Here is a 12,456-nt window from a genome sequence, read left to right on the forward strand (position 1 = left end):
CGGGCCGCGCGGCCCGGGGGGTAGGCTCACGATCATGTTCGTGCTGGAACTGACCTACACCGCCCCGCTGGACGCCGTGGACGCCGTGCTGCCGGACCATGTGGGCTGGCTGGAGGAGCAGTACGCGAAAGGTTTCTTCCTGGCCTCCGGGCGGAAGGAGCCGCGCGACGGCGGGGTGATCCTGGCCGTCGCCGAGGACCGTGCCCGCATCGAGGAGATCGTCGCGGGCGACCCGTTCGCCGTCGCCGGGGTGTGCGCGTACCGCGTCACCGAGTTCGTCGCCACGAAGACCGCTCCGGAACTGGACCGCCACCGGCAGACGCTGAGCTGAGCCCGGGGGCTCAGCTCAGCTCGGCGTCGTCCGTGCGGGGCGGCGGCGCTCCGCGCGTTCAGCCCTTCTTGCGGTTCAGCGCGCGCTGCAGCTCGTCCTTGTTCATGTGTGAACGGCCTTCGATGCCACGCTGCTTCGCCTCGTTGTACAGCTGGTCGCGCGTCGGGCCCTGGGAGCCTGCGCGGCTGCCCGACCGCTGGCCGCCGCGCCTGCCGGACGACATGTCCTGCGTCGAGCTGCGACTGGCGCTCTCGGACTCGCCGGAGCGGGCGCGTTCCTTGTTCACCGTCCGGGCGGCGATCTCCTCGGCGCGCCCGGTGCTCTCGCCCCGGTCCTGCGCGCTCTTCTTGATGTGTTCGTACTGACGCTCGCGCTTGGGGCTGGAACCGGCTGGCATGATCGCTCCTTTCCTCAGCGGTGCGGAACGAGTACCCACCGCGACGGCACTTACGGCCCTCACACCTCAGCGTTCCAGCCGGGCCACCCTCCCCTGTTCGCCGGCCGCCCAGCAGCTCAGGTCGGGGGTGCAGTCCACGGTGTCGTAGGAACCGGTGTCGATCGTGTGCCAGGTGCGGCCGCCGTCGGTGGTCAGATCGGTGCCCGTGGGGCCGACGGCGAGCGCGGCGGTGCGGCTGTGCGGGAGCCAGGCGGCGCCGGAGCGGTAGGCGGGCGGCGGTGTGCCGGCCGGGCTCCAGGTGCGGCCGCCGTCGGCGGTGACCGCCGCGGCCTGCGGCGAGGACCGGTCCGGGCGGTAGTCGCCGCCGACGGCGAGGCCGTGGGCGCGGTCGCGGAAGGCGAGCGCGAAGACGCCGCGTGCGGGGTCGCCGGCCGGGACCGGCGTGTCGGCGGCCGTCCAGGTCGCTCCGCGGTCGGCGGAGTGCAGCACGCGCGCGTGGGCGGCGCCTCCCGTGGCCAGCCAGACGTCCTTCGGGCCCGAGGTGACCAGGCACTGCCCGCTCGCGGCGAAGCCCGCCTCGCCGTCCGGCGCGGGCGGCATGCCGGCGGCGGGCAGCACCCGCCAGGACCGGCCGCCGTCGCCGGTGGCCAGGATGCGGAACCTGCCGTCCACGGGGTCGCTCATCGCGAGGCCGTGGCGGCGGTCGAAGAAGGCGAGGCAGTCGTAGAAGGCCTTCGGGTCGGTGTTGCGGAAGGACTCCGTCCAGGTCGCCCCGCCGTCGTCGGTGCGGTACACGCGGGACGCCTCGCCCTCGCCGACGGCGAGGACCACCGCGCGTCGCGCGTCGAACGCCTCCACGTCCCGGAACTGCAGGTCGGCCGCCCCCGGCGGAGAGACGTTCCGCCAGCTCGCGCCGCCGTCCGTGGTGCGCAGCACCGTGCCGGCGGTGCCGGCGAGCCACGCGGTGTGCCGGTCGACGGCCGCGAGGCCCCGGAAGCGGACCTGCGGGGTGCCGGGGTCCTTCGGCCGCCAGTGCACACCTCCCTGCGCACTTTGGTGGCCGAGCGGCCGGGCCTCGGCCGCCGGCACCGTCAGCGCGGCCAGTGCCGCCCCGCACGCCACCCCCACCGCCGCTCTCCGGCCGGTCCGTCCGCTGCGTCGCGTGCTCCCCAGGCGCCTCATGGCGGGCGAAGCTAGCCCATGCCCCGGGCGCCGTCCAGAGGCCCAACCACGCACGTGTGCGCGGGAGATGGAGCGGGCCGTGCGGCTGCGGACGTACGGGCCGCAGGCCGCGCGGGAACGTGTGCATGAACGCGGTGACCGAGGTCACTAGTTCCCCGTGTGCACGCATCGGCCGTTTCCGTCGTCTCATCCAGTGCCGGGTGTCACACCCGGACGTAGTCCAGCCGTCACGAGGGAGCAAGGCGTTGTCCACCGTCATCGAGCAGCCCGTAGAGGCCCGCCTCGTCGCCGCCGCACCACGCATGCCGAGCATTCCCGCCACGCTGCGCTACGACCGGCGCGACCCGTTCGCCGTCCGCATGACCTTCCCGGCCCCGGCCACGCTGGAGGGCGTCGAGGTGTGCTGGACCTTCTCCCGCGAGCTGCTCGCGGCCGGGCTGCAGGGCCCCGAGGGCCACGGGGACGTCCGGGTGCGGCCGTACGGCTACGACCGGACCGTGCTGGAGTTCCACGCCCCCGAGGGCACCGCGGTCGTGCATGTGCGCTCGGGCGAGATCCGGCACTTCCTGGAGGCGGCCAACGGTCTTGTCCCGGTCGGCCTGGAACACCTCCAGCTCGACCTCGACCACGACCTGGCCGAGCTGATCCGCGACGCCTGCTGAGCCGCTGCGCGCGCGTGCCGGCGCGAGGAGTCCCGCCGGGAACTACGCGCGTGTGAAGAGGGTGTTCAGCTCGCCGTGGTCGTACCCGTCGGCCGGCGCCCCGTACGTGCCGCCGCGAGCAGCTCCCGCGCGGCGCGGCGGACCAGGGCGTGAGCGGCCTGGGCGAGTGCGAGATCCCGCGCTGATCCGGGCGACGCCGAGGGCGGCCGGCTCCGCGGCCGGGGGCGCGCCGGGGCCGGCATCACATCGAGGGGCCCGTCGATGCCCGCGACGAGCGCCCCCCACCGTCTCCGGGGCGACGGCCCCGGGGACGAAGATCCCGTCGGCACCCGGCCAGGAGGCCGCGGCTCGTTCCGGGGTGCGGTCCACTCCCCCGGCGCCGCGCAGGAACGTGTCGATGCGCGCGTCGACGAGCAGGGGGACCCCCGCCTCGTCCGCGGCCTCGCGGGCGGCCGCGTTCCTCTCCGCCTGCTCGGCTGCCCACAGCGGCTCCCCGTGCGCCGTGTGCCGGGCGTCCTCGATGTCGACGCCCACCGCACCCGCGGCGAGCACGGCCCGCACGGCGGCGGCGACCCGGGCGAGCGCCTCCAGGGCGCGGTCCCGGTCGAGCCGGTCGCCGTCGGCGGCCCCGAGCGCCCGGGCGAGCCCGGCGCTGGTGGTCGACGGCCGCGGCACCGACCTCCGCGACGGCCGCGGCACCGGCCGCGTCCCAGGCGTTCGGCAGGACGAGCGGACGGCCGGGCACGGGCAGGGCGCGGAAGGCGCGGGCGGGAGCGAGGAGCGGGTGCTGATGCGTCACGGGCCCGGCCAAGCACCGGGCGGGGTGCGGACGCCGACAGGAATCCGACATGTGCGTGGGGGCCGCAGCGGACGGGTGCCGCGCCGCCGGAGGGGCACCCCCCGTTTTAATCGCGTTGACAGCCTTCCGGCGCTCTCCTACGGTGTACAGCGGTTCTGTTGCCGTCGATTGGAGAAGGACGTTGCTCGTCTGAGGTCCTGAGGCACCGCGTTCGCACCGGTGAGGTGTGCGCGGCGTACGACCTCGGCGTCCGAGCCGTCCTCCGGCACAGGCCCCTCTTTTTTTCCGGCCTCTTCGTGCCCAGACCCTTCGGTTCCCGCCTCGCGGTGTCTCGAGATGCGCCCACCGACCGCACGCGCACCCCTTGCGAGGCCTCCATGTCATCTTCCCTCACCTGCACGTCCCTGTCCTTCGCCTGGCCCGACGGCACCACCGTCCTCGACGGCCTGGACATCGCCTTCGGCCCCGGCAGGACCGGGCTCGTCGGCGTCAACGGATCGGGCAAGTCCACCCTGTTGAAGCTGCTCGCCGGTGAACTCGTACCGGCCGACGGCACCGTCAAGGTCACCGGCGAGGTCGGCCACCTCCCGCAGAACGTCACCCTGGACACCGCGCTCCGGGTCGACCAGGCCCTGGGCATCGCGGAGCGGCGGGCCGCGCTGCACGCCATCGAGGCCGGTGACGCCGCCGAGCAGCACTTCGAGACGCTCGGTGACGACTGGGACGTCGAGGAGCGCGCCCTCGTCACCCTCGGCGAACTCGGCCTCGGCCACATCGGCCTGGACCGCAGCGTCGGCGAGGTGTCCGGCGGCGAGTCGGTGCTGCTGCGGCTGGCCGCGCTGCTGCTGCGCCGTCCCGACGTGCTGCTGCTGGACGAGCCCACCAACAACCTCGACCTGTACGCACGCCGCCGCCTGTACCAGGCCGTCTCCGCCTGGCCGGGCGTCCTGGTCGTGGTGAGCCACGACCGGGAACTGCTCGACCTGGTCGACCAGATCGCGGAGCTGCGCTCCGGCGAGGTCACCTGGTACGGCGGCAACTTCTCCGCCTACGAGGAGGCCCTGGCCGTCGAACAGGAGGCGGCCGAGCGGATGATGCGCGTCGCCGAGGCCGACGTGCGCAAGCAGAAGCGCGAGCTGGCCGACGCCCAGGTCAAACTGGCCCGCCGCAAGCGGTACGGGCAGAAGATGTACGAGCAGAAGCGCGAACCGAAGATCGTCATGGGCGCCCGCAGACGCGCGGCGCAGGAATCCGCGGGCAAGCACCGGATCATGCACGAGGAGCGGCTCGCCGAGGCCAGGGAACGCCTCGACGAGGCGGCGGAGGCCGTACGGGACGACGACGAGATCCGCGTCGTCCTGCCGTACACGGCCGTACCGCCCGGCCGGGAGGTGCTCACCCTGGAGAACCTCGTGACGGCCTACGGCGCGCGGGTGCAGGGGATCCTCGATCTGCGCGGCCCGGAGCGGATCGCGCTGGTCGGCCGCAACGGCGCCGGCAAGACGACGCTGCTGCGGACGGTCGCCGGTCAGCTGGAGCCGGTGGCCGGCGCGGTCCGGGTACACGTCCCGCTGCGCTACCTGCCCCAGCGGCTGGACGTGCTGGACGACGAGCTGACGGTCGCCGAGAACGTGGCCCGGTTCGCGCCGGGTGCCACCAACAACCGGATCCGGGCACGCCTGGCCCGCTTCCTGTTCCGGGGAGCGCGGGCCGACCAGAAGGCGGCGACCCTGTCGGGTGGCGAACGGTTCCGGGCGGCCCTGGCCGCGCTGATGCTCGCCGAACCGGCGCCCCAGCTGCTGCTGCTCGACGAGCCGACCAACAACCTGGACATGGCGAGCGTGCGGCAGTTGACCTCGGCGCTGGCGTCGTACGAGGGCGCGCTGCTGGTGGCCAGCCACGACCTGCCGTTCCTGGAGTCGATCGGTATCACCCGCTGGCTGCTGATGGAGGAGGGAGAACTGACGGACACCACACCGGAGGAGCTGGGCCGGTCCGCTTGAGGACCGGCGGGGCTCGCACGGCCCGCGTGCACGTCTCAGGAGGGGCACAGCCTGAGGACGAGGGTTTTGTCCGGGACGGAGCGCCCTGCATGATGGCGGACCGGTGCCGTGTCACCGGCACCGGTCCGCACCAACGATTCGAAAGGTCCCTCGTGCCCAGCAAGAAGGCCCTCGTCCGCCGCCCCGGTCCCCGCCTCGCCGAAGGCCTGGTGACGCACATCGAGCGGGAGAAGGTCGATGTCGGGCTCGCCGGCGAGCAGTGGGAGGCCTACGTCGAGGCCCTGCGCACCCACGGCTGGGAGACGGTCGAGGTCGACCCCGAGGACGACTGCCCGGACGCGGTGTTCGTCGAGGACACCGTCGTCATGTACCGGAACGTGGCGCTGATCACCCGTCCCGGCGCCGAGTCCCGGCGGGGCGAGACCGCGGGGGTCGAGGAGGCGGTGGCCCGCCTGGGCTGCTCGGTCAACTGGATATGGGAGCCGGGCACGCTGGACGGCGGCGACGTCCTGAAGGTCGGCGACACGGTGTACGTCGGCCGTGGCGGGCGCACCAACGCGGCCGGCGTGCAGCAGTTGCGGGCGGCGTTCGAGCCGCTGGGCGCGCGCGTGGTCGCCGTACCGGTGAGCAAGGTGCTGCACCTGAAGTCGGCGGTGACCGCGCTGCCCGACGGCACCGTGATCGGGCACATCCCGAAGGTGGACCGGCCGTCGCTGTTCCCGGGCTTCCTGTCGGTGCCGGAGGAGTCCGGCGCGCACGTGGTGCTGCTCGGCGGCCACAGACTGCTGATGGCGGCGAGCGCCCCGAAGACGGCGGACCTGCTGACCGACCTCGGGCACGAGGTGGTCACGGTCGACATCAGCGAGTTCGAGAAGCTCGAGGGCTGTGTGACATGTCTCTCGGTACGCCTGCGGCAGCTGTACGCCTGATCGGGTGAATCTGTCACTCCTACGGCCCTGGGACCTGCGGGTCCCGGGGCCGTCCCGCAGGGCCGACAGGCACGGTCGGAAAGCCCTGCCCGCACGCTGATCAGGGATCTTTACGACGGCCTTAACCTACGGCTTCGTAACCTACGGCTTCGTAGCCTACGATCACGTAGGTTTTCCGGCACCGCTCGCCGGACCGTCCCTTCACTCCCCCATCTGTTCGGCGTCCCCCTGGAGTTCCCGTGACGATCACTTCCCCTCACCTCGGCAGCCCGTCCGCCTGGACCGACGCGCGGCTGCTCTACGCGCTGGAGGAAGTGGTCGAGAAGGAGCTGAACCGCCATCTGACGGTCGCCAAGGACTGGATGCCGCACGAGTACGTGCCGTGGAGCGACGGCCGCAACTTCCCCGGTCTGTTCGACGACGGACAGGCGTGGGAGAAGGACCAGTCCAAGGTGACGGAGATCGGCCGCATCGCCCTCGTGGTCAATCTGCTCACCGAAGACAACCTGCCGAGCTACCACCACGAGATCGCCTCGCTCTTCGGCCGCGACGGCGCCTGGGGCACCTGGGTGCACCGCTGGACGGCCGAGGAGGGCCGGCACGGCATCGTGATGCGCGACTATCTGCTCACCTCGCGCGCGGTGGACCCGGACAAGCTGGAGCAGTTCCGCATGGCGCACATGAGCGAGGGCTTCGAGTCCGACAACCGGCACTCGATGCTGCACTCCGTCGCCTACGTCGCCTTCCAGGAGCTGGCCACCCGCATCTCCCACCGCAACACCGGCCACCAGTCCGGCGACCCGGTCTGCGACCGCATGCTGGCCCGCATCGCGACCGACGAGAACCTGCACATGGTCTTCTACCGCAACCTGCTGAAGGCCGCCTTCGAGCTCGCCCCCGACCTGACCATGCAGGCGGTCCGGGACGTCGTGGTGGACTTCCGCATGCCGGGTCACGGCATCCCCGGGTTCGAGCGGGCCGCCGCGCAGATGGCGATCGGTGAGGTGTACAACCTGCGCATCCACCACGACGACGTGCTGCAGCCGGTGCTGCGCTTCCTGAAGATCATGGAGATCGACGGTCTCGGCCCCGAGGGCCGTCAGGCGCAGGAGGAACTGGGCCTGTTCCTGGGCGGGCTGGACGCGGAGGCCAGGAAGTTCGACGAGAAGCTGGCCGCCCGGAAGACGCGGATGGCGGCCCGCGCCGCCGGCTGACCGGCGCAGGCGCGCGGGCTCAGCGGGAGGCGCGCCGCAGGGCGAGGCGCTCCTTCTCGGAGAGCCCGCCCCAGACGCCGAAACGCTCGTCGTTGGCCAGCGCGTACTCCAGGCAGGCCGGGCGCAGCTCGCACATGGCGCAGATGCGCTTGGCCTCGCGCACCGAGCTGCCGGGGTCGGGGAAGAAGAAGTCCGGCCCGGTCTGCGCGCACAGGGCCTGCGCCTGCCAGGCGTCGTCGGCCGGGGTGATCGTCTCGAAGTGCATGGCCAGGATCGTGCCGCGCGGCGAAAAACGTTCGATCAACGCCCGGTCAACGGCACCCTCGGGGCCTCCGGCCGCCCCGATGATGCTCCCCGGGACCGCGCTCGTGCACGGCGGCGCGCGGGAGGGGACGAGAACCGGGTGAACGCGCCGGGTCACCGAGGGTGAGCGCGGACGGGGCCGGCGCGTCGCGGTACTCCGGCGGCGATTGTCGGTGGGGGGTGCCAGACTCGGCAGTGCAGAGGACGGGACCCCTTCCGAGGAGGGCGAAGATGCTCACCACCCGTTTCGTCACCGGCGCCCCGAACTGGATCGACGTCACCACCCCCGACATCGACGGCGCCCTCTCCTTCTACGGCGGTCTCTTCGGCTGGCAGTTCCAGTCGGCGGGGCCGGACGCCGGCGGCTACGGCTTCTTCCAGCTGGACGGCAGGACCGTCGCGGGCGGTTCCCAGGCCGGCCCCGAGCAGGGACCGCCGTCCTGGACGGTGTACTTCCGGAGCGAGGACGCGCAGGCCACCGCCAAGGCGGTCGAACAGGCCCACGGCAGGGTGCTGTTCGGGCCGCTGGACGTGATGGGAAAGGGGCACATGGCGGTCCTCGCCGACCAGGCGGGCGTGAAGTTCGGGATCTGGCAGCCCGGGACGACCAAGGGCGTGGACGTGGCGGGCGAGCCGGGCGCGCTGTGCTGGGTCGAGCTGTACACGCCGGACATCGCGGCGGCCGCGGCCTTCTACCACCAGGCGCTCGGCCTGGAGACCTCCGGCGTGCCCTTCCCCGGCGGGACGTACACCTGCGTCAACCCGTCCGGTGCCGGTGACGACGCCGCGTTCGGCGGGATGGTGCCGTTGGCCGACGCACCCGCCGAGGTGGAGGGCGGCCCGTACTGGCTGCCGTACTTCGAGGTCGAGAACACCGACACCGTGGTCGAGAAGGCGCGGCGACTCGGCGGGACGGTCCGCATGCCCGCGACGACCTTGGCGGGCGTGGGCCGCATCGCCAGGCTCGCCGACCCGTACGGCGTGCGCTTCGCGGTCATCAAGAGCGAGTCCCCGGAGGCCGCGTAGGGCTGCCGCGCCGGGCGGTGGCCGGGGCTGCCGGGCGGACCGGACGGGCGGAGCGGCCATGGCTGTCCGAGCGGCGGCGCGAATCGTCGGTCAGGCCCTAGGCGGACGCGCGGCGTATCAGGGTCGTCGGGAGGATGACGTCGGTGGCCGGAGCCTTCGAGGTGGCCGGCGCGGGCGACGGGGTCCGCACGGCTTGCGTGCGGTCGCGGGCGGTGGACCGGCCGCTCAGGAGGAGGCGGGCCATCAACCGGCCCATCTCCTCTATCTCCTGACGGACCGTCGTCAGCGGCGGATCCGTCTGCTCGGCGAGCGGCACCATGTCGTCGAAGCCGATCACGGCCACGTCGTCGGGCACCCGTCGGCCGCTCTCGCGCAGCACGCGCAGCGCACCCAGCGCGGTCAGGTCGTTCGCGGCGAACACGGCGTCCACGTCGGGGCAGCGGTCCAGGAGTTCCCGCATGGCGCGTTCACCGCCGGCCGGGGTGAAGTCGCTCTCCACGACCAGCCGGGGATCGCCCCCGCCCAGCGCCTCGGTCATCACGTCCCGGTAGCCGTCGAGCCGGTCCACGGCCGAGGTCTGGTCCAGGGCACCGGTGATGTGGGCGACGCGTCGGCGGCCGAGGCCCACGAGGTGACGTACGGCGGCCCGGGCCCCGCCCCGGTTGTCGCAGTCGACGTACACCACGCCCCGGTGCGGCCCCGCGGCTGCCGGCCGTGCGGCGCCGGGCGCCCCGCCGTTCTCGCCCCAGCCGGGCCGCCCGCCGAACACGGTGGGCACACCGGCGTCCTGGATGAGACCGGGCAGCGGGTCGTCCAGGTGCAGCGAGAAGACGAGCGCGCCGTCGACATGGCCCCCGGCCAGGTAGCGGGCCACGCGCGCGTGATCGTCGCGGCCCTCGGTGAGCAGCAGCACCAGTTGGTTGTCGTGGGCGGTCAGCTCCTTGCTGATGCCGCGCAGTTGGAGGGCGAAGAAGGGGTCGGCGAACACCCGGCTCTCCGGCTCGGCGATGACCACCGCGACGGCGTCGTGCCGCTTGGTGACGAGGCTGCGCGCCGCCTGGTTGGGGACGTAGCCCAGCTCCTCCACGGCCTGCCGGACCCGCTCGGCCAGCGGCTCCCGGACCCCGTCCCCGCCGTTGACCACCCGGGACACGGTGGCCCGGGACACCCCGGCCCGCGCGGCCACGGCCTCCAGCGTCGGACGCGACACTGCCTCGGTCACTTCGGCCTCCTCCTCGGCGGCTGCCGGTCAGGATAACCGGGCCTGGACCGGGACGACCCCCGCATGATCCCCCGCCGCGGGGGCCGTTGTCAGTGCCGTGCCGGAGCTGTGATCAGTGGCGGCCGGGAACCACGGACCGGGGGACGCCCAGGGCCGGCCCGCCGCCCTCTCGCCTCCCCGTGAGGGCCTCAGGACGTCGGTTCGCGTCGGGCCCGGCTCGGCTGGACCCGCTTCGGTTCGCCGGGCATCTTCGGATACTCCGGCGGGTACGGCAGATCGCCCAGCCCGTGGTCGTGCTCGTCCTGGCGGGCCAGCTCCAGCAGGGCCTCCAGGGAGTAGGCGTGGTCGTCCATGTCGGCGTGCACGTCGCCGAGTTCGGCGAAGCGGGCCGGCATGGTGGCGAGGTCGAAGTCGCGGGGACGGGCCACGCCGACCTCGTCCCAGCGCAGCGGCGCCGAGACGGGGGCGTGCGGGTGGGGCCGTACGGAGTAGGCGGAGGCGATGGTGCGGTCGCGGGCCGTCTGATTGTAATCCAGGAAGATGCGGCTCCCCCGCTCCTCCTTCCACCACTTGATGGTCACGTGCTCGGGCATGCGGCGTTCCATCTCCCGGCCGACCGCGATCGCGGCGCGGCGCACCTGGGTGAAGGTCCAGCGCGGTTCGATGGGGACGAAGACGTGCAGGCCACGGCCGCCGGAGGTCTTCGGCCAGCCGCGCAGCCCGCCGAACTCCTCGAGGACGGCGCGCAGTTCGTGGGCGGCGCGGACGGCGTCGGCGTAGTCGGTGCCGGGCTGCGGGTCGAGGTCGATGCGGAGTTCGTCGGGGTGGTCGACGTCCGTGGCGCGCACCGGCCAGGGGTGGAAGGTGAGCGTGCCGTACTGGGCGGCCCACACCACGGCCGCCTGCTCGGTGGGGCACATCTCGTCGGCGCTGCGGCCGCTGGGGAAGGTGATGTGCGCGGTCGGGATCCAGTCGGGCATGCCCTTCGGGGCCCGCTTCTGGAAGAACCACTCGCCGCCGACCCCGTCCGGGTAGCGCTCCAGGGTGGTGGGGCGGTCGCGCAGGGCGCGCAGGATGCCGGGGCCGACGGCGGCGTAGTACCGCGCGAGGTCCAGCTTGGTGAAACCTCGCTCCGGGAAGAAGATCTTGTCCGGGCTGGACAGCCGTACGGTCCGGCCGCCCACGTCCAGTTCCACCGCATCACCCATGCGGCCACGGTAGGCGCACCCCGCATACCTCGCACACCGGGCGAAGGGGGAGGTGCACGAGCAGAATCGGTCCCATGGATCTGCCTGTCATGCCGCCCGTGAAGCCCATGCTCGCCAAGTCGGTCGCGAAGATCCCGCCGGGGATGCACTACGAGGCGAAGTGGGACGGGTTCCGCTCGATCGTGTTCCGGGACGGGGCCGAGGTCGAGCTGGGCAGCCGTACCGGAAAGCCGCTGACCAGGTACTTCCCCGAGCTGGTGGCGGCGCTGAAGGAGCGGGTGCCCGAGCGGTGCGTGCTGGACGGGGAGATCGTCATCGCGCGGGAGGGCCATCTGGACTTCGACGCGCTGACCGAGCGGATCCATCCGGCCGCCTCCCGGGTGCGGATGCTGGCGGAGAGGACCCCGGCCTCCTTCGTCGCCTTCGACGTGCTCGCGCTGGACGACGAGTCGCTGCTCGAGGTGCCGTTGACCGACCGCCGGGCCCTGCTGGAACGGGCGCTCGCCGACGCGACACCGCCCGTGCACGTGGCGCCCGCGACGACGGAGCTCGACGTGGCGCTGCAGTGGTTCGAGCAGTACGAGGGCGCCGGTCTCGACGGGGTCGTCGCCAAGCCGCTCACCCTGCGCTACCGGCAGGACGAGCGGGCCATGTTCAAGATCAAGCACGAGCGGACGGCGGACGTCGTCGTGGCCGGGTACCGCTTCCACAAGAGCGGCCCGGTGGTGGGCTCGCTGCTGCTGGGCCTGTACGACGAGCACGGCCGGCTCCAGCACGTGGGCGTGTCGGCCGCGTTCGCCATGAAGAGGCGGGCCGAGCTGGTCGAGGAGCTTCAGCCGCTGCGGATGGACGACGTGGCCGGGCACCCGTGGGCCGCCTGGTCGGACGAGGCCGCCCATGAGACGGCCCGGCTGCCCGGCGCGCCGAGTCGCTGGTCGGGCAAGAAGGACCTGTCCTGGGTGCCGCTGCGGCCCGACCGGGTGGCGGAGGTGGCGTACGACCACATGGAGAACGGGCAGCGGTTCCGGCACACGGCCCGCTTCCGCCGCTGGCGCCCGGACCGCACGCCGGAGAGCTGCACCTATGCCCAGCTGGAGGAGCCGGTGCGCTACGACCTGGCGGAGATCCTCGGTGAGAGGGACCGGACCTGACCGAGATTGCGGGAGGACCTGCCCCTGCA

13 protein-coding genes are annotated in these 12,456 nt (G+C 73.0%); 7 read left to right on the forward strand and 6 right to left on the reverse strand.

What is annotated here, in order from left to right; all coding sequences use genetic code 11:
* Positions 1–34: 34 nt before the first annotated feature.
* Entirely contained in the window at positions 35–331 is a 297-nt protein-coding gene (locus ACIHEJ_RS03205; protein ID WP_400131594.1) for a YciI family protein, read from the forward strand.
* 58 nt (positions 332–389) lie between these two features.
* Here ACIHEJ_RS03205 and ACIHEJ_RS03210 read toward each other — a convergent pair whose 3' ends face one another.
* Both ACIHEJ_RS03210 and ACIHEJ_RS03215 read right to left on the reverse strand, forming a co-directional pair.
* Positions 390–728: a plasmid stabilization protein gene (locus tag ACIHEJ_RS03210; RefSeq protein WP_400131596.1), complete on the reverse strand. Its 339-nt coding sequence runs from the start codon at positions 726–728 to the stop codon at positions 390–392.
* Between the two features lie 66 nt (positions 729–794).
* On the reverse strand, positions 795–1,910 hold the full coding sequence (locus ACIHEJ_RS03215; RefSeq protein WP_400131598.1) for a WD40/YVTN/BNR-like repeat-containing protein: 1,116 nt from the start codon (positions 1,908–1,910) through the stop codon (positions 795–797).
* A gap of 245 nt (positions 1,911–2,155) precedes the next feature.
* On the opposite strand from ACIHEJ_RS03215, the gene ACIHEJ_RS03220 reads away from it, so the two are divergent.
* Positions 2,156–2,572, forward strand: a complete 417-nt coding sequence (locus ACIHEJ_RS03220; protein WP_400131600.1) for an SsgA family sporulation/cell division regulator — start codon at positions 2,156–2,158, stop codon at positions 2,570–2,572.
* A 42-nt stretch (positions 2,573–2,614) separates the two neighbouring features.
* On the opposite strand, the gene ACIHEJ_RS03225 is transcribed toward ACIHEJ_RS03220, so the two are convergent.
* Positions 2,615–3,247 (reverse strand): isocitrate lyase/phosphoenolpyruvate mutase family protein, encoded by a 633-nt coding sequence (locus ACIHEJ_RS03225; RefSeq protein WP_400131602.1) that lies wholly within the window; start codon positions 3,245–3,247, stop codon positions 2,615–2,617.
* A 501-nt stretch (positions 3,248–3,748) separates the two neighbouring features.
* Here ACIHEJ_RS03225 and ACIHEJ_RS03230 point away from each other — a divergent pair.
* The 3 genes from ACIHEJ_RS03230 (at position 3,749) to ACIHEJ_RS03240 (ending at position 7,517) form a co-directional block, all read left to right on the forward strand.
* Positions 3,749–5,374, forward strand: a complete 1,626-nt coding sequence (locus tag ACIHEJ_RS03230) for an ABC-F family ATP-binding cassette domain-containing protein (RefSeq protein WP_400131604.1) — start codon at positions 3,749–3,751, stop codon at positions 5,372–5,374.
* 152 nt (positions 5,375–5,526) lie between these two features.
* Complete coding sequence (ddaH, locus tag ACIHEJ_RS03235) at positions 5,527–6,303, forward strand: dimethylargininase (RefSeq protein ID WP_400131606.1); 777 nt, start codon at positions 5,527–5,529, stop codon at positions 6,301–6,303.
* Positions 6,304–6,542: 239 nt separating this feature from the next.
* Positions 6,543–7,517, forward strand: coding sequence for an acyl-ACP desaturase (locus ACIHEJ_RS03240; RefSeq protein ID WP_400131608.1), 975 nt, complete (start codon positions 6,543–6,545; stop codon positions 7,515–7,517).
* 19 nt (positions 7,518–7,536) lie between these two features.
* On the opposite strand, the gene ACIHEJ_RS03245 is transcribed toward ACIHEJ_RS03240, so the two are convergent.
* A complete protein-coding gene (locus ACIHEJ_RS03245; RefSeq protein ID WP_400131609.1) occupies positions 7,537–7,782 on the reverse strand; it encodes a WhiB family transcriptional regulator in 246 nt (81 codons plus the stop codon).
* A gap of 269 nt (positions 7,783–8,051) precedes the next feature.
* On the opposite strand from ACIHEJ_RS03245, the gene ACIHEJ_RS03250 reads away from it, so the two are divergent.
* Complete coding sequence (locus ACIHEJ_RS03250; RefSeq protein WP_400131611.1) at positions 8,052–8,846, forward strand: VOC family protein; 795 nt, start codon at positions 8,052–8,054, stop codon at positions 8,844–8,846.
* Between the two features lie 97 nt (positions 8,847–8,943).
* Here ACIHEJ_RS03250 and ACIHEJ_RS03255 read toward each other — a convergent pair whose 3' ends face one another.
* On the reverse strand, positions 8,944–10,068 hold the full coding sequence (locus ACIHEJ_RS03255; RefSeq protein ID WP_400131613.1) for a LacI family DNA-binding transcriptional regulator: 1,125 nt from the start codon (positions 10,066–10,068) through the stop codon (positions 8,944–8,946).
* A 188-nt stretch (positions 10,069–10,256) separates the two neighbouring features.
* A complete protein-coding gene (gene ligD, locus ACIHEJ_RS03260; RefSeq protein ID WP_400131615.1) occupies positions 10,257–11,276 on the reverse strand; it encodes a non-homologous end-joining DNA ligase in 1,020 nt (339 codons plus the stop codon).
* A 74-nt stretch (positions 11,277–11,350) separates the two neighbouring features.
* Here ligD and ACIHEJ_RS03265 point away from each other — a divergent pair, with 74 nt between their 5' ends.
* Positions 11,351–12,427 (forward strand): ATP-dependent DNA ligase, encoded by a 1,077-nt coding sequence (locus tag ACIHEJ_RS03265; protein WP_400131617.1) that lies wholly within the window; start codon positions 11,351–11,353, stop codon positions 12,425–12,427.
* The last annotated feature ends 29 nt before the right edge of the window (positions 12,428–12,456 follow it).

The sequence above is a fragment of the Streptomyces sp. NPDC052301 genome (genome assembly GCF_044593395.1).
Taxonomy (GTDB): domain Bacteria; phylum Actinomycetota; class Actinomycetes; order Streptomycetales; family Streptomycetaceae; genus Streptomyces.

What these genes read in the sequence shown, in the direction of transcription:
- ACIHEJ_RS03205 (WP_400131594.1), top strand. Translation starts at nt 35, where the DNA reads ATGTTCGTGCTGGAACTGACCTACACCGCCCCGCTGGACGCCGTGGAC.
- ACIHEJ_RS03210 (WP_400131596.1), bottom strand. Translation starts at nt 728, where the DNA reads ATGCCAGCCGGTTCCAGCCCCAAGCGCGAGCGTCAGTACGAACACATC.
- ACIHEJ_RS03215 (WP_400131598.1), bottom strand. Translation starts at nt 1,910, where the DNA reads ATGAGGCGCCTGGGGAGCACGCGACGCAGCGGACGGACCGGCCGGAGA.
- ACIHEJ_RS03230 (WP_400131604.1), top strand. Translation starts at nt 3,749, where the DNA reads ATGTCATCTTCCCTCACCTGCACGTCCCTGTCCTTCGCCTGGCCCGAC.
- ACIHEJ_RS03245 (WP_400131609.1), bottom strand. Translation starts at nt 7,782, where the DNA reads ATGCACTTCGAGACGATCACCCCGGCCGACGACGCCTGGCAGGCGCAG.
- ACIHEJ_RS03250 (WP_400131611.1), top strand. Translation starts at nt 8,052, where the DNA reads ATGCTCACCACCCGTTTCGTCACCGGCGCCCCGAACTGGATCGACGTC.
- ligD (WP_400131615.1), bottom strand. Translation starts at nt 11,276, where the DNA reads ATGGGTGATGCGGTGGAACTGGACGTGGGCGGCCGGACCGTACGGCTG.
- ACIHEJ_RS03265 (WP_400131617.1), top strand. Translation starts at nt 11,351, where the DNA reads ATGGATCTGCCTGTCATGCCGCCCGTGAAGCCCATGCTCGCCAAGTCG.